At 67.7% G+C, this 20,876-nt stretch carries 21 protein-coding genes; 6 read left to right on the top strand and 15 right to left on the bottom strand.

Features of this window, described 5'->3' with window-relative positions; translation table 11 throughout:
- Positions 1 to 24 precede the first annotated feature (24 nt).
- Positions 25 to 306 (top strand): ANTAR domain-containing protein, encoded by a 282-nt coding sequence (locus tag AC4ELH_RS23470; RefSeq protein ID WP_448448896.1) that lies wholly within the window; start codon positions 25 to 27, stop codon positions 304 to 306.
- On the opposite strand, the gene AC4ELH_RS23465 is transcribed toward AC4ELH_RS23470, so the two are convergent.
- Complete coding sequence (locus tag AC4ELH_RS23465; protein WP_448448894.1) at positions 290 to 847, bottom strand: class I SAM-dependent methyltransferase; 558 nt, start codon at positions 845 to 847, stop codon at positions 290 to 292. The genes AC4ELH_RS23470 and AC4ELH_RS23465 overlap by 17 nt on opposite strands.
- A 54-nt stretch (positions 848 to 901) precedes the next feature.
- Here AC4ELH_RS23465 and AC4ELH_RS23460 point away from each other — a divergent pair, with 54 nt between their 5' ends.
- A complete protein-coding gene (locus AC4ELH_RS23460; protein ID WP_498886988.1) occupies positions 902 to 1,816 on the top strand; it encodes a zinc-binding dehydrogenase in 915 nt (304 codons plus the stop codon).
- Between the two features lie 30 nt (positions 1,817 to 1,846).
- On the opposite strand, the gene AC4ELH_RS23455 is transcribed toward AC4ELH_RS23460, so the two are convergent.
- The 6 genes from AC4ELH_RS23455 to lepA form a co-directional block, all read right to left on the bottom strand.
- The gene (locus AC4ELH_RS23455) at positions 1,847 to 3,082 is read right to left on the bottom strand and encodes an acyl-CoA dehydrogenase family protein (protein WP_498886986.1); all 1,236 of its coding nucleotides are present in this window, start codon (positions 3,080 to 3,082) and stop codon (positions 1,847 to 1,849) included.
- On the bottom strand, positions 3,079 to 4,068 hold the full coding sequence (locus AC4ELH_RS23450) for a GNAT family N-acetyltransferase (RefSeq protein ID WP_498886984.1): 990 nt from the start codon (positions 4,066 to 4,068) through the stop codon (positions 3,079 to 3,081). The genes AC4ELH_RS23455 and AC4ELH_RS23450 overlap by 4 nt, the downstream gene beginning before the upstream one ends.
- The gene (locus AC4ELH_RS23445; protein WP_064960334.1) at positions 4,065 to 5,597 is read right to left on the bottom strand and encodes an APC family permease; all 1,533 of its coding nucleotides are present in this window, start codon (positions 5,595 to 5,597) and stop codon (positions 4,065 to 4,067) included. The genes AC4ELH_RS23450 and AC4ELH_RS23445 overlap by 4 nt, the downstream gene beginning before the upstream one ends.
- A 126-nt stretch (positions 5,598 to 5,723) precedes the next feature.
- Positions 5,724 to 7,106, bottom strand: coding sequence for an LLM class flavin-dependent oxidoreductase (locus tag AC4ELH_RS23440; protein ID WP_498886982.1), 1,383 nt, complete (start codon positions 7,104 to 7,106; stop codon positions 5,724 to 5,726).
- On the bottom strand, positions 7,106 to 8,407 hold the full coding sequence (locus AC4ELH_RS23435) for an NtaA/DmoA family FMN-dependent monooxygenase (protein WP_498886980.1): 1,302 nt from the start codon (positions 8,405 to 8,407) through the stop codon (positions 7,106 to 7,108). The genes AC4ELH_RS23440 and AC4ELH_RS23435 overlap by 1 nt, the downstream gene beginning before the upstream one ends.
- A gap of 70 nt (positions 8,408 to 8,477) precedes the next feature.
- Positions 8,478 to 10,352, bottom strand: a complete 1,875-nt coding sequence (gene lepA, locus AC4ELH_RS23430; RefSeq protein WP_448448884.1) for a translation elongation factor 4 — start codon at positions 10,350 to 10,352, stop codon at positions 8,478 to 8,480.
- Between the two features lie 79 nt (positions 10,353 to 10,431).
- Between lepA and AC4ELH_RS23425 the strand changes: the two genes are divergently transcribed.
- A complete protein-coding gene (locus tag AC4ELH_RS23425; RefSeq protein ID WP_110917007.1) occupies positions 10,432 to 11,067 on the top strand; it encodes a type II toxin-antitoxin system PemK/MazF family toxin in 636 nt (211 codons plus the stop codon).
- Here the strand turns inward: AC4ELH_RS23425 and AC4ELH_RS23420 are convergent.
- The 4 genes from AC4ELH_RS23420 to AC4ELH_RS23405 are packed head-to-tail and all read right to left on the bottom strand — an operon-like array spanning position 11,064 to position 14,897.
- Positions 11,064 to 11,834 (bottom strand): ABC transporter ATP-binding protein, encoded by a 771-nt coding sequence (locus AC4ELH_RS23420; RefSeq protein WP_448448883.1) that lies wholly within the window; start codon positions 11,832 to 11,834, stop codon positions 11,064 to 11,066. The two genes, AC4ELH_RS23425 and AC4ELH_RS23420, sit on opposite strands and share 4 nt — an antisense overlap.
- Positions 11,831 to 12,856, bottom strand: a complete 1,026-nt coding sequence (locus AC4ELH_RS23415; RefSeq protein WP_448448881.1) for a FecCD family ABC transporter permease — start codon at positions 12,854 to 12,856, stop codon at positions 11,831 to 11,833. Before AC4ELH_RS23415 ends, AC4ELH_RS23420 begins: the two co-directional genes overlap by 4 nt.
- Positions 12,853 to 13,863: an ABC transporter substrate-binding protein gene (locus AC4ELH_RS23410; RefSeq protein ID WP_498886977.1), complete on the bottom strand. Its 1,011-nt coding sequence runs from the start codon at positions 13,861 to 13,863 to the stop codon at positions 12,853 to 12,855. The genes AC4ELH_RS23415 and AC4ELH_RS23410 overlap by 4 nt, the downstream gene beginning before the upstream one ends.
- Positions 13,860 to 14,897 carry an ABC transporter substrate-binding protein gene (locus AC4ELH_RS23405; RefSeq protein WP_448448878.1) on the bottom strand — a complete coding sequence of 346 codons (1,038 nt, stop codon included), beginning with the start codon at positions 14,895 to 14,897 and terminating at the stop codon, positions 13,860 to 13,862. The genes AC4ELH_RS23410 and AC4ELH_RS23405 overlap by 4 nt, the downstream gene beginning before the upstream one ends.
- A 234-nt stretch (positions 14,898 to 15,131) precedes the next feature.
- On the opposite strand from AC4ELH_RS23405, the gene AC4ELH_RS23400 reads away from it, so the two are divergent.
- Entirely contained in the window at positions 15,132 to 15,380 is a 249-nt protein-coding gene (locus AC4ELH_RS23400; protein WP_064882454.1) for a DUF6480 family protein, read from the top strand.
- A 22-nt stretch (positions 15,381 to 15,402) separates the two neighbouring features.
- Here the strand turns inward: AC4ELH_RS23400 and AC4ELH_RS23395 are convergent, their stop codons facing one another.
- Positions 15,403 to 16,011 (bottom strand): GNAT family N-acetyltransferase, encoded by a 609-nt coding sequence (locus tag AC4ELH_RS23395; protein WP_498886974.1) that lies wholly within the window; start codon positions 16,009 to 16,011, stop codon positions 15,403 to 15,405.
- Between the two features lie 209 nt (positions 16,012 to 16,220).
- A complete protein-coding gene (locus tag AC4ELH_RS23390) occupies positions 16,221 to 16,652 on the bottom strand; it encodes a CBS domain-containing protein (protein WP_064960371.1) in 432 nt (143 codons plus the stop codon).
- A gap of 156 nt (positions 16,653 to 16,808) precedes the next feature.
- Here AC4ELH_RS23390 and AC4ELH_RS23385 point away from each other — a divergent pair, with 156 nt between their 5' ends.
- Both AC4ELH_RS23385 and AC4ELH_RS23380 read left to right on the top strand, forming a co-directional pair.
- A complete protein-coding gene (locus AC4ELH_RS23385; protein WP_448448875.1) occupies positions 16,809 to 17,669 on the top strand; it encodes a ribonuclease Z in 861 nt (286 codons plus the stop codon).
- Between the two features lie 84 nt (positions 17,670 to 17,753).
- A complete protein-coding gene (locus AC4ELH_RS23380; RefSeq protein ID WP_498886972.1) occupies positions 17,754 to 19,271 on the top strand; it encodes a HEAT repeat domain-containing protein in 1,518 nt (505 codons plus the stop codon).
- On the opposite strand, the gene AC4ELH_RS23375 is transcribed toward AC4ELH_RS23380, so the two are convergent.
- Positions 19,268 to 20,119 carry an LLM class flavin-dependent oxidoreductase gene (locus AC4ELH_RS23375; RefSeq protein ID WP_498886970.1) on the bottom strand — a complete coding sequence of 284 codons (852 nt, stop codon included), beginning with the start codon at positions 20,117 to 20,119 and terminating at the stop codon, positions 19,268 to 19,270. The genes AC4ELH_RS23380 and AC4ELH_RS23375 overlap by 4 nt on opposite strands.
- Before the next feature lie 8 nt (positions 20,120 to 20,127).
- Positions 20,128 to 20,835, bottom strand: coding sequence for a hypothetical protein (locus AC4ELH_RS23370; protein WP_498886968.1), 708 nt, complete (start codon positions 20,833 to 20,835; stop codon positions 20,128 to 20,130).
- Positions 20,836 to 20,876: the final 41 nt, after the last annotated feature.

Below are 20,876 nucleotides of genomic sequence, written 5' to 3'. Positions count from 1 at the left end.
GGACCGACCCGGCACCATCGGGTCATGAGCTACAGCCGCCTCCGCGCAGACGACACTTCACGCATCAAGATCGACGTGGCGATCGGTGTTCTGGTCGCCCTGCGCGGTTGCGCGCCTGATCAGGCTTTTGCCGAACTGGTGCGGGTGGTCCAGCGCACCGGTATCGGAATCGGCAGCATCGCAGGTGCGTTGGTGGATCTTGCCGGCGGCAGCTCGGGCACCACGGCCGACTACGCCGAGGCGTTCAACGCCTGGGGTGAGCTGCTCGCGCAGGCCCGGCGAGTGCCCGTCAGCCCCGTCCGGTGACCTGTGCCCGTGCCATCAGCCAGGCCTCCCCGTCACCCTCGTACGCGGCCAGCGTCTCAAGACCGGCAAAGGCCGCCTCGAGTTCACCGGGGGCGGCCCGGAACCGACCCGGTTGCGCCCCCACCTCACTGAGCACGCAGACGGCCAGCAGGCCGCCCGGCCGCAGGCGGGTGGCCAGCGCCGGATAGAGGCGCGGGTCGCGGAAGCGATGGCACAGCACCACATCGACCTGTGGTCCGGCCGGTAGGCCCTCGTCGAGGTCGGCGACCTCGAATCGGCAGCGATCCGCCACTCCGTGGCTTGCGGCCGTCGCCCTCGCCTGCGTGATCGCCACGGTGGATACGTCGAAGCCGGACACGGTCAACCCGCGCTGAGCCAGCCACACCGCGGCCCGACCGGTTCCACACGCGATGTCGAGGGCCGACCCGGACGCGGGAAACTGGTCGGCGCGGCCGCTGAAGACCTCGGGTAGGGCCGGCACTCGGTCCGGCTCGCGGTCGGCATAGGCCGTGTCCCACCGGGCGCGGTCCTTCTGGCTCACGTCGGCCACCTTATGGGAGGGAATAGCGCCAAACCGTTCGGGGTTAGCCCCTTCATGCGAGCCCTCGTCTACGACCCGCAAGCTCCTGCAAACCTCCGGTTCGACGAAGTGGCCGAACCTTCGGTCGCCGACTCCCAGGCGCTGATCGACGTGCATGCGATCGCGCTGAACTTCGGCGAGGTGCACTTCATCGATCAGATGCGCCGCCCCGGCGAAGTGCCGGGGTGGGACAGCGCGGGGATCGTTGCCAGAGCCGCGGCCGACGGGACCGGACCGGCCGTCGGCACGCGTGTGGTGGGCTTCAGCGGAGCAGCCGGATGGGCCGAGCGCCGCGCGGTCTCCACCGAGAATCTCGCCGAGCTTCCCGAATTCGTCGAATTCGAAGAGGGTGCTGCCCTTCCGGTGGCCGGCGTGACGGCCCTGCAGGCGCTGCGAGCCCTCGGCCCGGTGGTGGGGCGCCGGGTCCTCATCACCGGTGCATCCGGAGGCGTCGGCCGATTCGCGGTGCAGCTGGCCGCACGGGCCGGGGCGCACGTGATCGCCGCGGTCGGCAGTGCGCGGCGCGGTGACGGCCTGCAGGAATTGGGCGCGGCCGAGGTCGTGGTGGGGCTCGACGGCGTGACCGAGCCGGTGTTCGGCGTCCTCGACAACGTCGGCGGAAAGCTCCTGGCCCAGGCCTTCAGCCTGGTGTCCGACGGCGGGTCGGTGCAGTCCATCGGGATGGCGTCCAACGAACCGACCACCATCGACTTCGAGGCCGAGCGGCGTCGCGGGAATCGGAAACGGTTGGAGCCGTTCACCGTTCGGGCACCGTTCCAAGCTGATCTGGACTATCTGCTGACGTTGGTGGCCGACGGCGAGCTCGATCCGCAGATCGGTCTTCGCGACTCGTGGGACAACATCGCCGTCGCCGCACAGGCCCTGCTCGATCGCAAGGTCGCGGGCAAGGCGGTGCTGCAGGTCGACTGACGCCGCCTCAGTTGCCCGGGCCGCCCCGGCTCAGTTGCCCTGGCCGCCCCGGCCGCGGCTCACCAGATCGGCCACCGGATCCTTGCCGTTGACGAACCAGTCCCCCAGGATGCGCGCCTTGTAGACCACGGGATTGTGGGACGCCAACGTGCGGGCGTTGCGCCAATGCCGGTCCAGGCCAAGCTCTTCGGACACACCGGAGGCTCCGAGTGCGTCGAACACCTTGGTGCTGGACCGCAGCGCCGATTCGATGATCACCAGTTGCGCCTGCGCGACGGCAACCTCGGCGTCGATCAACAACTCGCGGGCATGGTCGTCGCTGCCGGCCAGTCGGCCCGCAACGATCCGGTCGAGGGTGCGGGCGCTCAATCCCAGGGCCGCCTCGGCACCGAACGCCTCGGCCGAGATCTCTCCGATCACCTGCAAGAGTTGAGCGTCTTCGGCCGGCACCTCGGCAAGGCCTTGCGGATAGTTGCGGGTGCGCCGTCGTAGCGCAGCCGTCCCATCCCGGTGCACCGCCCGGGTGATTCCAGTGAGCACGGCGAGCATCGCGATCTGATAGAAGTGGGCCTGGTAGGTGAACCGTTCGGCCGCCGGGAACACGTTGCCCGGTTCAGCGCGTGCCCCGTCGTACTGCGCCGAGCCACTTGCGGTGGTGCGCTGCCCGAACCCCCGCCAGTCGTCGACCAGCGTCACCCCCGGATCCTCCGCGCGCACCAGCGCCGTCCACAACTCGCCGTTGTCACCGCGGCCGAGTACATCCAGCCAGTCGGCGTAAAGGCTGCCTGTCGCATAGTATTTCGCGCCCGAGACCAGCCAGTGGTCACCCTCGGCGGTGACCGTGGTGGCCAGGTTGGCCAGCGTGACATTGTTGGCCTCGGTCCAGCCCCCGCCGACGAACTCGCCTGCCAGGAAACGCTTGATCCAGGTGTTGTTGTCCTCGGTCACCGGGGCGTTGAGCCGGTCCTCGACGAAGGCCAGGTGGTTACGCCAGATGTGGGCGACGTTGGCATCGGACTCCCCCAGTTCGGCCAGCAAGAGGAAGGTCTGCTCAAGCGAAGCACCGAAACCGCCTTGTTCCGCGGGGATCCGCAAGGTGCCGAACCCGGCGTCGCCGAGCCACCGCACCTGCTCGTGCGGGAACGTCCGGTCGCGTTCGCGTGCCACGTTGCCTTCCGCGATCCGAGCGAAGATCGGCCGGAACACCGACTGCAACTCGGCGTCGTATCCGGACGGCCGCTTCAGATATGTGCCTGCCCTGCTCATCGGATGCTCCCGTCGTGATCGATGCGGTATGCGTACTGATCCCGGACCGCGAGATAACCCAGTCGGCGGTACAGCTCGTGGGCCTTGCTGGCGTTGTCGATGTCGGTACCCAGCGACGCGACCGTGAACCCGCGCCGCAACGCCGCCAGCCAGATCTTGCGTAACAACAGTTCCCCGGTCCCGCGTGTTCTCAGGTCGCGGCGTACCCCGATGTAATCGGTGTGTGCGCTGCGTTCCTGCTCGGCGCCGGCGCCTTCCGTGTAGGTCGACCCCAGTACGTAGCCGACCACCACGCCGTCGTCGTTGACCGCGGCAATGCTGAAGTCCGGATTGAACGCCCGACTGCGCAGGTGATGTTCCCAGCGCTGCGGGGTTTTCGACATGTTCCCAAAATGCTCGCTGAACGTGTCGAACTGCAATTGCCGCACCTGCTCCGCGAAACCGCCCGAGATCACCTCGGGCCAGGACAGGATCGTCAGTCCGTCGATGTGCGCGGCGGCCAGCGCGGCGCGATCCTCACCGAGCAACGGCTTTCGGGTCGCGACGAACTGGCGCTCCCGACGCGCGCCACGTCGCACGAGCGCCTCGATCGCCACCGGTTGATCGGCCCCGATGTACACCCGAAGATAGGCGCCGGGGGTAGCCACCCGGTGGAATCGGTCGACGGTGTCGTCGACGACCTCCGCGACCGGCGCCTCGGCAACCTCCGGGCTGAATACGAAGTCTGCCAACACTTCCGGTTCGGCACCGTCGGGCTGGTACAGCGCCGCGTACCCCAGCACGTCGGCCGATTCACTGCGCAGGACCACTGCCGACCCGGGGTACACGCCGGCGAGCTGCTCCGCGACGTCGCGCGAATCGGCGGCGAACTTTCGCCCCCGCAGGCCCGGTGTGGTGGCGAGGAAATCTGCGATCAGTGGATGGTCGTGGGTGGTGGCCGCTTCCACTGTCCAGCCGGTGGTCAACGCCTGGTCGGTGAGCGTCATTTCCGGTCCTCATCGATCAGTGCCGCCTGTGACTGTTGGAGCACCTCGCCGATTCCTTCGGCGGCCAGGCGCTGTTGCTCGTCCTCAGAGAGGGTCTGGATGCTGCCGATCCGGTTGGCCACCTCGGGCCTGGTCCGCTTGAGGTACCAGTACCAGGACAGTCCGGCCAGCAGGATGGCCCCGAACACGAAAGGCAGGATGTTGAACGGGAACTCGGGTACCGGATAGAAGTTGCTGACGATCACATAGCCCAGACCGATGGTGGCCGCGACCGCGACCGCGAGCCGCGCCGGGGTCAAGGCGCCGATCTTGCGCAGCCAGATCGGCGTCGCGATGACCACCAGCAGGTAGCTCACCAGGAAGCCCCAGTTGGCCACGTAACCGCCGTAGACGTCGAATACCAGCCGGCCCGCGGAGCTGAAGGTGGCCGTGATCGAGAACGCGAGGGCCAGGATCCCGACAAACACCACGCCCGCCCACGGTGTCTTGTAGTTCGAGTGCACCTTGGTGAACACCTTGGGCAGCGCCCCTTCGTGCGCGAAGGTGAACAGCGATCGGGACGCCGCCGTGGTGACCGCGGTGACGAACACGATGAACGCGATCGCGACGGCGCCGCTGACGATCTGGTTCACCCATTCCACCCCGACGCTGGTGGCCAGCTGCGGCAACACCGCCTTGTCGCCGTCGATCTCGCCGAAGTGCAGGATCTGCGGGTAGGTCGCGAAGATGTAGAGCGCACCGATCAGGAGCACCACGCGCAGCAAGGATCTGGCGATGTTGCGGTGCGCGTCCTTGGCCTCGGCCCCGAGCGAGGCGACGCTCTCGAAACCGGCATAGGAGCCCACCGCGGTGACCGCCGCGATGAAGGTGGCGCTGGACCCGAGATGCTGGGGATTCCACTGCTCCCAGTCGATGCGGAACCCGTAGCCGATGTAGGAGGCCACGATGATCACCAGGATCGACGCGATAGCCAGCAACTCGAAGGCCAGTTCGTACTTGGCGGCCAGCGACACCCCGCGGTACGGCAGGTACACCGCGACGCCGACCACCACGAACACCAGCAGCAGCCGGAACCAAACCGCCTGCGAGCCAAGGCCGATCGACTCGAGGAACGCATCGAGGTAGAGCACCCCGCCGAGGGTGCCGGTGGTGGCGAAACCGATGTAGCCGAACAGCAGGCTGAACCCGGCGGCGAAGGCGAAGCCGGGGCCCAGGCCGTTACCCGTGTAGGTTCCCAGCGAGCCCGAGGACACCGTGCGTTTGGCCTGGAAGCTGATCGTGATGGCGACCAGCACCACGATGGACAGGCCGATCACGGCGGCCCATGCCGCACCCTTGCCGGCCGCCACGAACAGCGAGAACGGTACGACGGCCAGGGCCACGCTGGGGGCGGCGGCCGCCAGGCCCTGGGCAAACACGCCCCAGGGGCCCAGCGCCCCGGATTCCAGTCCGGTCGATTCGGCCGCGATCAGGGTGCGGCCTGCGGCATTCGCCGTCGGGTGCGCCTTCGGGTCTTCTGTAGTGGTCACGGCTATGTCCCTTTCTGACCGCGACGCCTCCCGTCCGTGAACCGGTACGGGTGGTTGAGATGTCGGTATGTGTTGTCACACTGCCGCAATCGGTTTCGCGTCGTCAGCTATGGAATCGGCAGGATTCTATTGCGAATGAACGGAATTCCTGCGGAATGCGGCGGCCGGGTGCCCGCCGGCCAGTAATCCGTCGCCACCGCCGAACAGCTTCTGCCGCAGGGTCGTCGGATCGCCGAGTTCGCGGACGTGACCGCGCCGACGCAGCTCGGGGATGAGGTGGTCGGCGATGTCGGCGAAGCTGCCGGGCGTGACGTGATAGGCGATGTTGAATCCGTCCACCCCGGTCCGCCCGGCATAGGCGTCCAGGGCGTCGGCTACGGTGGCGGCCGACCCGACGAACAACTCGCCACCGAATCCGCCCAGTCCCCCAACGTAATCCCGCAGCGTCAAGCGCTCACGGACACCCGAGTCGGTCACCGCGGCGAGGATGGACCGGCTGGCGTCGGTGTCGAACTGCTCGATCGGGCGATCGACGCCGTAGGTCGACCAGTCGACGCCGGACAGTGCCGACAACAGCACCAGCCCGCCGTCCAGATCGTGGAAGTCGGCAAGTTCGCTCGCCTTGGCCTGCGCTGCGGAATCGGTACTGTCCGTGACGATCTCGGCCGAAGTGATGAACTTCAGCGATTGTGGGTCGCGGCCGTGTCCGGCCGCCCGGCGACGGATGTCGGCGATGTGGCTGCGCAGCACCTCGGGCCGCGGATCGCTGACGAACACCAGTTCCGCGTTGCGGGAGGCGAACTCCCGCCCGGCCGGCGAGGTGCCGGCTTGGAAGAGCACCGGCGTGCGTTGCGGTGAAGGCTCGACCAGGTGCGCCCCGGGCACGGTGAAATACCGCCCATGGTGGCTGATGTCGTGCACCTTCGCCGGGTCGGTGTACACCCCGCGCTTCGCATCGCGCAGCACCGCGTCGGGCTCCCACGAGCCTTCCCAGAGCTTGTAGGTCACTTCCACGAATTCCTGGGCCATCGCATAGCGCTCGTCGTGCGGGATCTGCCGGTCGCGGCCGATGATGTTGCGCGCCGCGCTGTCGAGCAGAGAGGTCACGATGTTCCAGCCGATCCGGCCACCGGTCAGGTGGTCCAGCGTGCTGAACTTGCGGGCCAGCAGATAGGGACTCTCGTAGGTGGTGGACACCGTGATGCCGAACCCAAGGCGCTGGGTGGCCGCGGCCATGGCCGATACCGCCAACAGCGGATCGGTCACCGGCGTCTGCACCGCCCGCGCCAGCGCGGCACTGGCATCTCCGCCGAACACGTCGAGTTGTCCGACCGCGTCGGCGATGAACAGCAGGTCGAATCCGCCGTCGTCGAGCAGCTTCGCCAGATCCACCCAGTAGCGGACATCGGTGTAGTCGGCGGTGCGATCCTGCGGATGACGCCACAACCCGAAATTGCCGTGCGACACCGTCGACATGGTGAACGCCGACAGCACATACGGTTCGGTCATCACAGCTGCCGCGGCGGGACGTCGAGCCCCAGATGGGATCGCAGGGTGGCGCCGGCGTATTCATGGCGGAACAGCCCGCGCTTGCGTAACACCGGTACCACCTGCTCGACGAAAAGCTCGTGCTGGCCGGGCAACCCGGAATCCCGCAGCACGAACCCGTCGGCGGCGCCGGTGGTGAACCACTGTTCGATCTCGTCGGCGATCTGCTCGGGGGTGCCCACCGCTGCCGCACCCCAACCGTTGACCGTGCGGTACAGGAACTCTCGCACCGTCGGATTCCCGTCGGCTGCCAGCAACCGGTAGCCGGCCAATGCGGTCTGATGGGTCTCGGTGTGGGCCGGGAAGGCCGACTCCGGAACCGGACCGTCGAGATCGGCACCGGTGACGTCGACATCGACCTCGAGCAGCCAACCAGCCTGATACTGCGGGCTGAAGTACTCGTACTCCTGCTGTTGCGCGCGCCTGGCCTCTTCCTCGGTGGAACCGACGAGATACCGCAGAGAAGGCGTGATCAGCGGTGGCCGGGCCCGGCCAAACCGCCGCGACTCCTCGTGAATCTGGGAGTAGAACTCCTGCGCGCGCCTCCGGTTTCCGTGACTGGTGAAGATCACCTCTGCGTGGCGGGCCGCGAAACCCCGTCCGGTTTCCGATGATCCGGCCTGGAAGAGCACCGGCTGGCCCTGCGCCGACCGAGCCGCGCCCAGCGGACCGGCCACGTCGAAGTAGCGGCCGTGGTGATCCGTCGGTTGGATTCTGTTGACGTCGTTGAATATTCCTGCCGCACGGTCTTCGACGATCGTGTCCTCGCCCCAGCCGTCCCAGAGCTTGCGCACCACCTCGAGAGCCTCCTCGGCAATCCGGTAGCGCTCGTCATGGGCCACCACGCCGCGGGCGCTGAAGTTGTCGGCCGCGGCCTGCGCGAAGCTGGTCACCAGATTCCAGCCGGCCCGTCCACCGCTGAGGTGATCGAGTGAAAGCAGCTGGCGGGCAATGTGGTACGGATGGGCCAGGGTGGCCGATCCGGTGACCACCAGACCGATCCGCTCGGTGACCGAGGACAGCGCGGCCGTCGCGGTGAGCGGTTCGAAGTCCTCGGTGATCTTGTAGGGCCAGGTCGCGGGCGGACCGTAGTTCAGGCCGTCGGCGAAGAACAGCGCGTCAAAGGTGCCCGCCTCGGCGGTCTGCGCATAGCTGATCAGCCGCCGGCGTACCCCGGCGGTGCTGTTGTCGATATCGGGATGCCGCCACGGCCCGGTAGACCGGGTATTGCCGAAGGCCAGCAGGTGCAGTTCTCTGGGCACTGCGCCGACGCTACGGTCGCGGGGGGCACGAGCCGAGGGTTGCGCTCAGCGCGAAGCTATCCCGGGCGCGCTACTTCTTGGGCTTGTCCGAAGCGGCATCGGTGGACAGCGCCGCGACGAAAGCCTCCTGAGGAACCTCCACGCGACCGATGGTCTTCATGCGCTTCTTGCCCTCCTTCTGCTTCTCCAGCAGCTTGCGCTTACGGGTGATGTCACCGCCGTAGCACTTGGACAGCACGTCCTTGCGGATTGCCCGGATGTTCTCGCGGGCAATGATTTTCGACCCGATCGCGGCCTGCACCGGCACCTCGAACTGCTGGCGCGGGATGAGCTCCTTGAGCTTGGTGGTCATCTTGTTGCCGTAGGCCGACGCCGAATCCTTGTGCACGATGGCGCTGAACGCGTCCACGGCCTCGCCCTGCAGCAGGATGTCGACCTTGACCAGATCGGCCATCTGCTCGCCGGCCTCCTCGTAGTCGAGGCTGGCGTAACCCCGGGTGCGGGACTTCAGCGAGTCGAAGAAGTCGAAGATGATCTCGCCCAGCGGCATGGTGTAGCGCAGCTCGACACGCTCGGGCGACAGGTAGTCCATGCCGCCGAGCTCACCGCGCCGTGCCTGGCACAGCTCCATGATGGTGCCGATGAACTCGCTGGGCGCGATCACGGTGGTCTTGACCACGGGCTCGTAGACCTCGCGGACCTTGCCCTCGGGCCAGTCCGACGGGTTGGTCACCACGCTCTCGGAGCCGTCATCTCGCACAACGCGATAGACCACGTTGGGCGCGGTGGAGATCAGGTCGAGGTTGAACTCGCGTTCGAGGCGCTCGCGGGTGATCTCCATGTGCAGCAGGCCGAGGAATCCGCAGCGGAACCCGAAGCCCAGCGCCACCGAGGTTTCCGGCTCGTAGGTCAGCGCGGCGTCGTTGAGCTGCAACTTGTCCAGCGCCTCGCGCAGCACCGGATAGTCCGAGCCGTCCACCGGGTAGAGCCCGGAATAGACCATCGGCCGGGGCTCCCGGTAACCGGTCAGGGCTTCGGTGGCGCCCTTGCGCGCCGTCGTCACGGTGTCGCCGACCTTGGACTGCCGGACGTCTTTCACACCGGTGATGAGGTAGCCCACCTCGCCGACACCGAGACCGTCGCTGGGCTTCGGGTCGGGTGAGACGATGCCCACCTCGAGTAATTCGTGGGTGGCGCCGGTGGACATCATCGCGATCTTCTCGCGCGGGGTGATCTTGCCGTCGACGACGCGCACGTAGGTGACCACGCCGCGGTAGATGTCGTAGACCGAGTCGAAGATCATCGCCCGCGCAGGAGCGTCGGCGTCGCCGGTCGGCGCCGGCACCTGCCGGACCACCTCGTCGAGCAACTCGGCCACCCCGACGCCGGTCTTGCCGGACACCCGCAATACGTCGGACGGCTCGCACCCGATGATGTGCGCGAGCTCACCGGCGTAGCGCTCCGGATCCGCGGCGGGCAGGTCGATCTTGTTGAGCACCGGGATGATCGTCAGGTCCCGGTCGAGCGCCAGGTAGAGGTTGGCCAGCGTCTGCGCTTCGATGCCCTGCGCGGCGTCGACCAGCAGAACGGCACCCTCGCAAGCCTCCAGCGCGCGGGACACCTCGTAGGTGAAGTCGACGTGGCCGGGGGTGTCGATCAGGTGCAGGACAAACTCTTCGTCCCCGACCTTCCAAGGCAACCGCACGTTCTGCGCCTTGATCGTGATGCCGCGCTCACGCTCAATGTCCATCCGGTCCAGGTATTGCGCTCGCATCGACCGGTCGTCGACGACGCCGGTGAGCTGCAGCATCCGGTCCGCCAGCGTCGATTTGCCATGGTCGATGTGGGCGATGATGCAGAAGTTCCTGATCTGCGCCGGCGCAGTGAACGTCTTGTCGGCGAAGCTGCTGATGGGAATCTCCTGGTGAGCGTGGGTGTCCAGCACGTGCTGTGCTCCCTAAGGGTATCGAGCAACCACCGTCGCGACACAATCGCCGGGGGTCCCCTCGCCTATGCTCGACACCATGGCGTCGCAGTGGAAGGCGTTCCAACAGGTTCTCAAGGGCGTGATGGACGGTGCCGAGAACCTGGTGTTCAACGAAGCACCCAAGTTCGTGCGCCAGCTACAGACCACCGACAACGTGCCCCGCACCGTGCAGCAAGGCCTTCAACAAGGGCTTCAGCAGGGCCTCAGGCTGGGCCTGGGCGTTCTCGCCGGTGCGGCCGCCCCGGCACCCCAGGCGATCACCGCCGGCCGGCCGGTGTCGAAGAACAGCGTGCCCACCGCACACCGGGCCCGCAAAGTCGTCTACGCGCCCGATCTGGACGGGCAGGCCGATCCGGGCGAGATCGTGTGGACCTGGGTCGTCTACGAGGATGACCCGACCCAGGGCAAGGACCGCCCGGTTCTGGTGGTGGGTCGCGATCAGCGCACCCTGCTCGGGCTGATGCTGTCCAGCCAGGACTACCACCGAGACGATCCGGACTGGATCGGCATCGGCGTCGGCACCTGGGATTACGACGGCCGGCCGAGCTGGGTCCGGCTGGACCGGGTGCTCGACGTTCCCGAGGAAGGCATCCGCCGTGAGGGCGCCATCCTTGACCGTCAGCGATTCGAATCGGTCGCAGTCCGGTTGCGCGCCGAGTATTCCTGGAGCTAGCCCGCCGAGCCGCCGGCTCCCACGAACCGGACGTACGGTCCGGCGTCGTCGACGGTGATCCGGCACTGCACGCCGTACACGTCGGCCACCAGTTCTTGGGTCAATACCTCGACCGGGCTACCGGTGGCCACCACCCGTCCCGCCGACAGCATCACGACGTGGTCGCAGAACATCGCCGCCAGGTTGAGGTCGTGCAGGGCCACCACGGCGGTGACATCGAGGGTGCGGATCAGCGCCAGGATCTCCAGTTGGTGCGCGATGTCGAGGTGATTGGTGGGCTCGTCCAGCAGTAACTCGCTGGGCTCCTGCGCGAGAGCGCGGGCGATCTGCACGCGCTGACGCTCCCCGCCCGAGAGGGTGTGCCACAGGCGGTCGGCCATACCGTCGAGACCGGTGGCCGACAGGGCGGCGGCCACCGCGGCGGTGTCGTCGCCACCACCGCCGAACACCGAGCTGTGCGGGATCCGTCCGAGCCGCACCACATCGCGCACGGCGATGTCCAGGTCGGTCTCCGCGTGCTGGCCGACCATCGCCACCCGCCGCGCCACCGCACGCCGCGACATCCTGTGCAGATCACGGCCGTCGAGCTGCACGACACCCGAGTCGGGCCGATCGATACCGGCCAGCAGTCGCAGCAGCGAGGACTTGCCTGACCCGTTGGGACCCAACAACCCGACCGTGCTTCCGGGGGCCGGATCCACCGTCACACCGTCGAGCACGACCCGGCCGGACCGGATCCAGCGCACCTCGCCCGCCCGCAGGGTCATCGGTCAACCTTCTTGCGCCGCAACAGGATCAACGCGAAGGCCGGCACCCCGAGCAGCGCGGTGACCACTCCGGTGGGTAACTCCTGCGGCGCGAACACCGTCCGGGCCAGGGTGTCCACCCACACCATGAAGACGGCGCCGAAGATCGCCGCGGTGGGCAGCAGACGCCGATGGCCGGGCCCGACGACGAACCGGGCGGCATGCGGCAGCACCAGCCCGACGAACCCGATCGCGCCGGCGGCACTGACCAGGGCCGAGGTCATCAACGCGGTGATCACGAGCAACACAATGCGGGCGCGGGTCACCGAAACGCCCAGGGTCGCGGCGGCATCCTGCCCGAACGCGAACGCGTCGAGGGTGCGTGCGAAGGCCAGGCACACCAGCAACCCGGCACCGACGACGACCGCGCAGATGAGCACGTCGGACCACGACACCCCGGCCAGCGAACCCAGCAGCCAGAACAACACTCCCCTGGTCTGCTCGGCGTCCGCCGAGGACAACACGATGAAGGAGGTCAGCGCCGAGAACAGTTGGGTCCCGGCCACTCCGGCCAGTACCACCCGGTCCGTCCCGCCGCCGGCGGCGTAGGCGAGCAGCAGCACCACGGCGAACGACACCACCGCGCCGATGAAGGCGCCGCCGGACAGGCTCAGCGTGCCGGCGCCGACACCCAGCACCGCGACCAGCACGGCACCCGTCGACGCGCCCGAGGACACCCCCAGCACGAACGGGTCGGCCAGCGGATTACGCAGCAACGACTGCAGAATCGCCCCGCACAGTGCCAACCCGGCGCCACAGATGGCGGCGAGCACGATCCTCGGCAGTCGCAGTTGCCAGACGATGCTCTCCTGCAGTCGGGTGGCCCCTGACGGGCCGACGCCGAGCCGGTCGCCGACGATGCGGTACACGTCACCCACCGACAGTGCGGCGGGCCCGATGGTGATGGCCACCGCCGCCGAGAACACCAGCAGCAGGAGGCCGCCGACCCACAGCCCGCCGAGCCAACCGGTGCGCACGCTCACCGCGGTGAACCGAATCCGAGGTCCCGCAGGCCTTTCGCCACCTTCTCGGCGCCGTCGACCGTGCGGATCGACGGGTTGAGATCGGCCCCGTTGACCACGATGTAGCGACGCTGCCGCACCGCGGTGAGTCCTCGGGTCAGCGGATTCGATTCCAGGAACTCGATTTTGGTCGCCAGCGCGTCCCCGTCGATCGTGCGTCGGCTCAGGTCCGCCAGCACCAGCACATCCGGGTCGCGATCGGCCACGCTCTCCCAGCTCACCTGCGGCCATTCGTCGCTGGTGTCGGCGAAGACGTTACGTGCCCCGGCCGTGCCGGCGATCACCCCGGGCGATCCACAGCAGCCGGCGAAATAGGGGGCACGGATATCGGAGAACCAGAACGCCATATCGATGCCTGTTTCTGTCCCGGTGGCCGAGGCCATCCGTTGACGCAACTGTGCGATGAGCTGATCGCCGCGTTCGGTGACATCGAAGATTGTTGCCAGGTCCCGGATTTCGGCGTAGATCGCGTCCATGGTGAACGGTGCGCTCCGCGCCCCGTCGCCGTTGACCGACGTCTTGCCTTCGCAGTCACTGGGCGCCAGATACGTCGGGACGCCGAGTTCCGCGAACTGATCCCGGTCGGCGACGCCACCAGGCCCGAGGGTTCCGCCGAAGGACGCCGTCACCAGATCGGGTTCGGCGTCGAGCACGCTCTCCAGAGACGGTTTGTTCACCGCGAGTCGTGGCACCCGGGCGTTGTCGGCCGCCAGGTCGGGCCTGACGGGATCGGTCCAGGTGGCGGTTCCGACCATGCGGTCGGCCAGGCCCAGTGACAACAGGATCTCGGTGGAACTCTGGTTGAGCGAGACCGCACGCTGCGGCGGCGTGTCGATCACCACCTGCCTGCCGCAATTCTGCACGGTCACCGGATATCCGGCCGCCCTCTGTGAGGCCGCGGTCGGCCCGGCCTGGGCACACCCGGCCAGTAGCAGCGCACTGATCCCGCCGGCGATCAGCCGGTTCACTGGGCCAGGCCGAACGTCTTGAAACCGGCCGCCAGCTTCTCCACCGCGTCGATCTCCCGAATTCCGGGGTCAAGCTCGGACCCGGTCAGCACCACATAGCGCTTCTCGCGCACCGCGGTCATGTTCCTGGTCACCGGATTCGATTCCAGGAACTTCACTTTCGCGTCGAGAGAATCACCGTCGATGCGCCTGCGGTTGAGGTCGGCCAGGACCAGCACGTCAGGGTCGCGGTCCGCCAGCGACTCCCAACTGACCTCCGGCCAGTCCTCGCGGGCGTCGGCGAAGACATTGGTGACACCGAGTTCGGTGGCGTACAGGCCGGGCGCCGAGCAGCATCCGGCCAGGTACGGCGTCCGCAGCCCCGAGAACCAGAACGCCACAGTGGTGTTGGTCGCCGTGATCGACGGTGCCTCGTCCAGCCGCCGGGTGAGTCGGGCGATCAGGTCCTGGCCGCGCTGCTGCACATCGAAGATCTGAGCCAGCTCGGTGATTTCCCGAAACAGCGTGTCGAATGCCAGCGGCTCAGTGCGGGTGACGGTCTCACCGTCGACCTTCGCTCCGGTGCATACCGACGGTGATTGATACGTCGGGATTCCCAGTTGGGCGAATCTGGCACGGTCGGCGACGACCGCGGGCGTGAAGGTATGCGCGCTGGCCGAAGTCACCAGATCCGGCTCCACGCTGAGCACTGCTTCCAGGCCCGGGTCGTTGTCCGCCAGCCGGGGCACCTCGGCGTTTTCGTCCGCGAGTTCGGGCAGCACCGGGTCGAACCACGTGGTGGTGCCGGCCATCCGATCGGCCAGACCAAGTGCCAGCAGGATCTCCGTCGAAGCCTGATACAGCGCTACTGCCCGCTGCGGAGGCCCGTCGAACGTGACGGTCACGCCACAGTTCTCGACGGTGAGTGGATAGCTGGTGGGGCCGGGCCCGGCAGGTCCCGCGACCGCGTCGTCCGCAGGCGGGTCGGGGCGCCCGCACGCCACCGTGAGTGACAGTGTCACAGCCAACAGGGACAGCACCGCGAATACCCGCACGGCCAAGACTTCCTTCGATACAGGGCTCGGTCGCGGAGCCGTCGACAGTCACACCCGGCCACAGGTGATCGGACTCGAGGCGGTGCCTCATACCGTTGCGCGTCAGTTCCGGTTTCGCACCGGATTCCCCTGTTGGTCGGTCTTCGCACTGTAACAGCCACGATGTGGCGTGATTGCCGGCCCGCGACAGGCAAACCGATGCATCAAATCGGCGTCAGCGGGCACTCCTAGGCCATGACTGCGCTACCACCCGATCCCGATCCGGCCGAGATTCCCGATCTGGAACCCGGCGGCGGTGTCGCTCCCGGCGCCACCCCGCCCGACTCGGCGCAAACCTCGGGCCTGGGCGAACCCGCCCCGCGACCCAGGCACCGGTACAGCCCCACTTCGGTGGCCGCGATCATCGGGGTGGTGCTGCTCATCGCGGTGTTCGTCGCGGTCGGTGTGTTGCTGATCATGAAGATGACCGGCGTATTCGGATAGCCAGGCTGCCGGCCGATTTGCTCTACCGCGGCCGGCGCCACATCGCAGTCATCACGGGTCCGCCGTCGGGCAGCACGATCTCCCCGGTGACCTCGAACCCGAAACGCAGGTAGTAGGGAACGTTGTCGGGGTTGCTCGATTCCAGATACGCCGGAGCGTGTTCGGCGTCGACCCGGTCCAGCCGGGACTGCATGAGAGCGTGCCCGAACCCGCCACCGCGCACCGTCGGATCGCTGCCGATCACCGCGAGATACCAGTGCGGCTCCTCGGGATGGTGCCGCTTCATGAGCTCGACGACCTGTTGGCCTCGCCGCATGTCGCGGCCGAATGCCAACACCATCGTGGGCAGCATCCGCAGTTCCTCGCCCGGAGTCTGCTTCCAACGGCCCGGCCCGTCCCACAGCGCTGCCCCGCCGATCTGACCGTCGCGGACGGCCACTTCGGCACCACCACCGGCGAGGAAGTGGTGGCGTGTGATCGCGGCGAAGAGCCGCGGCAGTCCCTTGGCGCGGCGCGTGTCGTCGGCCAGGATCCACGACATCACGGGGTCATTGTGAAAGGCCCGGGCCAAGACCGCGGAGAGCCGCTTCACGTCGGTCTTGTTCGGCGGATGGACATCGATGGCAGCCACCAGCCCACCATCGCACACGTTTCACCTACTGCGCCGGGTCAGCCGCCTCCTGGGGCAGGTCGCCCCGACGGCGGCGATAGTTCCTCGGTGAGGCCGGGCGCACTACGGCGACGCGCAAGATCCCAATGCCGTTGCCCGGCAAGGTGTTCACCGATCGCCGTGGTGCCATCGACCCGCTCAACAGCGTCGGGATCGCCTGATTTGCCGGGTCAACGGCTCTGGGTGATGTAGGCCTGCAGCTGTTCCTGCTCGGCCTCGAGTTCTTCCATCCGGGTTTTGACGATGTCCCCGATGCTGACGATGCCGGCCAGCCTGCCGCGGTCGAGGACCGGGATGTGGCGCACCCGGTTCTCGGTCATCAACGCGCTGAGGTGATCGACGGTGTCGCGTGGCGTGCAGGTCGCCACCACCGTGGTCATGATCTCCGACACGGGTTGTGCCAGCAGGCTGCTGCCCCGCTCGTGCAGCTTGCGGACCACATCGCGTTCCGAGACGATGCCGGCCAGCCCGTCGGGGCCCATCACCACCATGGCGCCGATGTTCAGCTCGTCCAGCCCGGCCAGCAGCTCGGTCACCGTGGTCTCCGGCGAAATCGTCACCACCGCCGTGCCCTTGTTTTTCAGCACGTCCGCGATTCGCATCGGCAGCCTCCATCGTGATCCACCTCACATCAGGCTATGTCGATGGCGGTCAGGAAGAAAGGGGCCACGCGGGAGGTCACGAACATCCGGTGCGACCAAGCCGACGAGCAGCCTTTTCCCGCATGTCCGATCCCGGAACGGAGTAGGAATGGGGCCATGATCGAGGTCACGCTGCTCGGCACCGGTAGCCCGATTCCCGATCCGGAGCGGGCCGGACCGTCAACCCTGGTCCGCGCCGGGGGCCAGACATTTCTGATCGACTGCGGGCGTGGTGTGCTGCAACGCCTGGCTGCCGCAGGGTCAGGCGCCAACCAGCTCAGCGCGCTGCTCCTGACTCATCTGCACAGCGATCACATCGCCGACCTCGGCGACGTGATCATCACCCGCTGGGTGAGTACGTTCGCCCCGGACGCTGCGCCCCTGACGATCATCGGTCCCCCGGGCACCGCCGAGGTGGTCGACGCGACACTGCGGGCCTTCGGGCATGACATCGGTTACCGCATCGCCCATCACGCGGATCTGACGGCTCCGCCACCCGTGGAGGTACATGAACACACCACAGGTGCGGTCTGGGATCAGGACGGGGTGCACATCCAGGCCGCGCCCACCGATCACCGGCCGGTGACACCGACCATCGGGTTCCGGGTCGAGCATGCCGGCGCGTCCGTGGTGCTGGCCGGCGACACCGTGCCGTGCGAGAGCCTCGATACGTTGGCCGCCGGCGCGGGAGCCCTGGTGCACACCGTGATTCGCAAAGACCTGGTGAATCAGCTTCCGATGCAACGGATCCGCGACATCTGTGACTACCACTCGTCGGTGGAAGAAGCGGCCGCCACCGCCGCTAGGGCCGGAGTGGGCATCCTGATCCTGACCCACTACGTTCCGGCGATCGCGCCGGGCACCGAGGACCAGTGGCGGGAGTTGGCCGCATCGGAATTCGACCGACAGATCGAATTGGGTGACGATCTGCACCGGGTCCAGGTTCATCCCGGAGTGTGTACCAAGGCGCGCAGCTGATCGGCCACGTACTCCGCGAAATCCGTTGGTATTTGCCCGGGCGCTGCGCTCACACTGAACCGCACCGAGGGGAAGGGGCGCGTGATGGCGATGCGGGAGTTCCGGCGACCTGGCGATGACGCGCTGGGCGACTTGGCCGCGGCCATCGCGGATGCGGACCGCGGCGGAAGCTTCTACGCGGCGGCGAACATCCTGGCGCAGCTCGCCGCCGAAGGCGCCGATCCCGACAAGGTACTGCCCGTGCTGGCAGCTGTAAGACCACGCACCTGGCTGCGGTTGGACACCGCGTTGCGGCGGCTATGGCACCCAGGCGGCCGATGGCGCAGGATCACCGACGCCGTGTGGGGCAGATCCGGTTCCCTCTCCCTGCTGCTCACCGTTTGCTCAGGAGACGGGCGACAGCGGCAGCGTTCGGTGAATGCGAAGCCGATGCGCAGCGATCAGCGACTGCTTCCGCTGTTGTTGATCCGTTCCGCCGACTGGGTGGAACCGGTTAGGGTCGACGCCGCGCGGGCCCTCCCTTCGGCGCTTGACGCGGCGGATGGGGACGCGTTGATCCGAGCGGTCGGCGTGGCGACGGCGATGCGGGATTGGCGCCGAGGCGACGGTGCCGTCGCAGCGGTGACCGAGGCATTACGCGCACGCTCGGATGGAATTCTCGATGCTGCCCGCCAGAGCAACGACTTTCACGTGCGCAGGCTCGCTTACCGCGTGTGGTTGGAGCCGGGTCGTGCTGATTCGGCTCGGGTCGTCGAGGCGGCCCTCACCGAGCCGGACAACATCTGCCAGAGCCTGTGCGTTGACGCGGCCGTCCGCGCCGTCGCGCCACATCGGCAACGCGACATGCTGCTACACCTGCTCGGCGCCCGATTCGCGCGCGTTCGCGTTGAGGCACTCGCCGGGCTGGTCCGGATCGGGCACCCAGAAGCCGGTGAAATCTTGCTGGCGGACCGGTCTGCGACGGTACGGGCCAGCGCCCAATGGGCAATGCGACGGGCCGGCGTGGACTCGGCCGAACGCTACCGGGAACTACTGTCCTCCGTTGACGACTCACCCCTGCGCGGTGTCATTGCCGGTCTCGGCGAATGCGGCGCGGCCGACGATGCGGAGCTGGTCTGCGGCTACCTCGAGCACGACCGCCCACGGGTGCGGGCCGAAGCCGTACGGGCCGTACGCCGACTGGGCGGCCCCCTCATCAGGATCTCGGGCATGCTCACCGACCCGGCACCGATCGTCGTGCGCGCGGTGTTGGTGGCATTGCGTGGGCAGCCTGGCCTGCCGCCGACGGATCTGCTGTGGAAACTGCTCCGCACAGACCAACCGCCCCATGTGCGACGCGCCGCGTTCACCCTCCTGCTCGGCAGCGACACCTGGATCCGCATCGAGGCGGACCTGCGAGGTGTCGTCGACTCCGACGACAGGCTCCGCGCCCACGCCAGCGCAGATCTCACCGGATGGCTGAGCCGAGAGGCCTCGACGGCGTACCAGCTGCCGCCCCCATCCACCCTCGACCGCCTGGGCCCGCTCATCGATGTCGCACAACCGAGCATCGGTGCCCACGAGGCGCGTCTCCTTCGCTGGCACCTCGGCCTGTCTGATTAGACTGCGAGCTGTTCCGCCGCGCCCGCAACACAATTGAGGTCGGCGTCGGTCAGCGGTCGGCCGCGGGCGATGACCACAACGTGCTGGATTCCCAAGTCGGCCAACGCGTGGCAGCGTTCGGCGAGCGCGTCGGACCGCTCGTCGTCGTGAAGTGCCGTGGTCACCGTCCGCTCGATCTCGTGGGCCGGCCGGCCGGCATCCGTGCAGTGTCGGTCGAGAACGTCGAGCTGCCTTGCGATCGTGGCGCCGCCGTCGGGTACGTCGAACAGGTTGCAGGCATCGCCGTACTGCGCGACCAGCCGCAGTGTGCGTCGTTCTCCGGTCCCGCCGATCAGCACCGGCGGATGCGGCGCGGTGACGGGTAGTGGGCTGCCGACCGGCTGCGACCCGGTCAGATACTCACCGCGGAAAGCGGTTTGGTCGCCGCGCCACATCTGACCGGCCAACTGCAACAGTTCGGTCATCCGTTCGAACCGTTCCCCCGTGTCAGGTAGGAACAAACCCATCGCGGTGGCCTCGGCTCTGTTGTAGCCCGCACCGACGCCGAGCCACGCCCGCCCGTTCGACAGCACGTCGAGCGTCGTCACCGTCTTGATCAACAGGGCGGGCGCACGGAAGGTCGCCGCGGTCACCATCGTGCCCAACCGGATGTGCCGCGTCACCGCAGCGAGGTAACCGAGCACCGTGCACGCCTCGAGCATCGGCTCGTCGGTCCGACAGGAGGGGTCCGCCTGCACGAGATGATCGGCCACCCACAGGGTGCCGACGGAGGTGCGGTCGAGGAACGTCGCCAGCTCGGCAAGCCGCTCGTGAATCGGTTCCGGCCACGAATAGTTCGTGACACTCACGCCGAGCTTCATCCGTGCCGCACCTGCGCCCGACGCTTCGGCAGGAGGACACCGGCGACGATGAGCCAGATCAGGCCCGTGAACCGGGCGATCGGCAGGATCACCGCGGCTTCTGGCCAGATCAGTACCAGCGTGGCCACCTCGGCCAGCACGGCGATGGCCAAACCGGTCCAGGCCAGCGACCGCGGCAACAGTCCGAGGATGAGGCCGGGCACCGCGATCCCGGCGAGCAGCAGTCCGAGCGCGACGATGTGCCCAACCCCGCCCGTCAGGAACACCAGGTAGTACAGCGCGCGAATCAGACCGTCGTCGACCGCCACCTCTGGCCGCGACATCGTCCAGCAGATCAGCCCGGCCAACGCGAGTGATCCGGAGGCGAGAATCCCGCCCGCCAGGGCGATGGTCGCACCAGGTGCCGTCACGCCGAGCTGCCGCAACCGGGCGCTCGCCGTCGCGGCATAGATCGCCAGCGGTACCGACGCCACGAACATACCCACCGCACTGGCCTGCACCGCCCCGTGATGGTCGTGGACATATCGGAGGACATCGACGGCCGCCCCGTACGGCAACGGCATCACCCCGCCGAGCGCAACGCCGACGCCCAGCCCGACCAGCACCAACGCGAGCGAGACCGCGGCCAGCGGGGCCAAGGGCGGTCCACCTTGAGGACCCCCGCGCCGTGGGGACTGGATTCGATCATCCGTTGAATCGTTCATGACTTGAACGATATGCCTGTAGTCACACCGGCGGCAAGGGC

This window comes from Mycobacterium shunyiense (assembly GCF_058270075.1).
Note: the sequence above shows the minus strand (reverse complement) of the source record. Positions and strands in the feature narration are given on the sequence as shown.

What these genes read in the sequence shown, in the direction of transcription:
- AC4ELH_RS23470 (WP_448448896.1), top strand. Translation starts at nt 25, where the DNA reads ATGAGCTACAGCCGCCTCCGCGCAGACGACACTTCACGCATCAAGATC.
- AC4ELH_RS23460 (WP_498886988.1), top strand. Translation starts at nt 902, where the DNA reads ATGCGAGCCCTCGTCTACGACCCGCAAGCTCCTGCAAACCTCCGGTTC.
- AC4ELH_RS23455 (WP_498886986.1), bottom strand. Translation starts at nt 3,082, where the DNA reads ATGAGCAGGGCAGGCACATATCTGAAGCGGCCGTCCGGATACGACGCC.
- AC4ELH_RS23450 (WP_498886984.1), bottom strand. Translation starts at nt 4,068, where the DNA reads ATGACGCTCACCGACCAGGCGTTGACCACCGGCTGGACAGTGGAAGCG.
- AC4ELH_RS23440 (WP_498886982.1), bottom strand. Translation starts at nt 7,106, where the DNA reads ATGACCGAACCGTATGTGCTGTCGGCGTTCACCATGTCGACGGTGTCG.
- AC4ELH_RS23425 (WP_110917007.1), top strand. Translation starts at nt 10,432, where the DNA reads ATGGCGTCGCAGTGGAAGGCGTTCCAACAGGTTCTCAAGGGCGTGATG.
- AC4ELH_RS23420 (WP_448448883.1), bottom strand. Translation starts at nt 11,834, where the DNA reads ATGACCCTGCGGGCGGGCGAGGTGCGCTGGATCCGGTCCGGCCGGGTC.
- AC4ELH_RS23400 (WP_064882454.1), top strand. Translation starts at nt 15,132, where the DNA reads ATGACTGCGCTACCACCCGATCCCGATCCGGCCGAGATTCCCGATCTG.
- AC4ELH_RS23390 (WP_064960371.1), bottom strand. Translation starts at nt 16,652, where the DNA reads ATGCGAATCGCGGACGTGCTGAAAAACAAGGGCACGGCGGTGGTGACG.
- AC4ELH_RS23385 (WP_448448875.1), top strand. Translation starts at nt 16,809, where the DNA reads ATGATCGAGGTCACGCTGCTCGGCACCGGTAGCCCGATTCCCGATCCG.
- AC4ELH_RS23380 (WP_498886972.1), top strand. Translation starts at nt 17,754, where the DNA reads ATGGCGATGCGGGAGTTCCGGCGACCTGGCGATGACGCGCTGGGCGAC.
- AC4ELH_RS23370 (WP_498886968.1), bottom strand. Translation starts at nt 20,835, where the DNA reads ATGAACGATTCAACGGATGATCGAATCCAGTCCCCACGGCGCGGGGGT.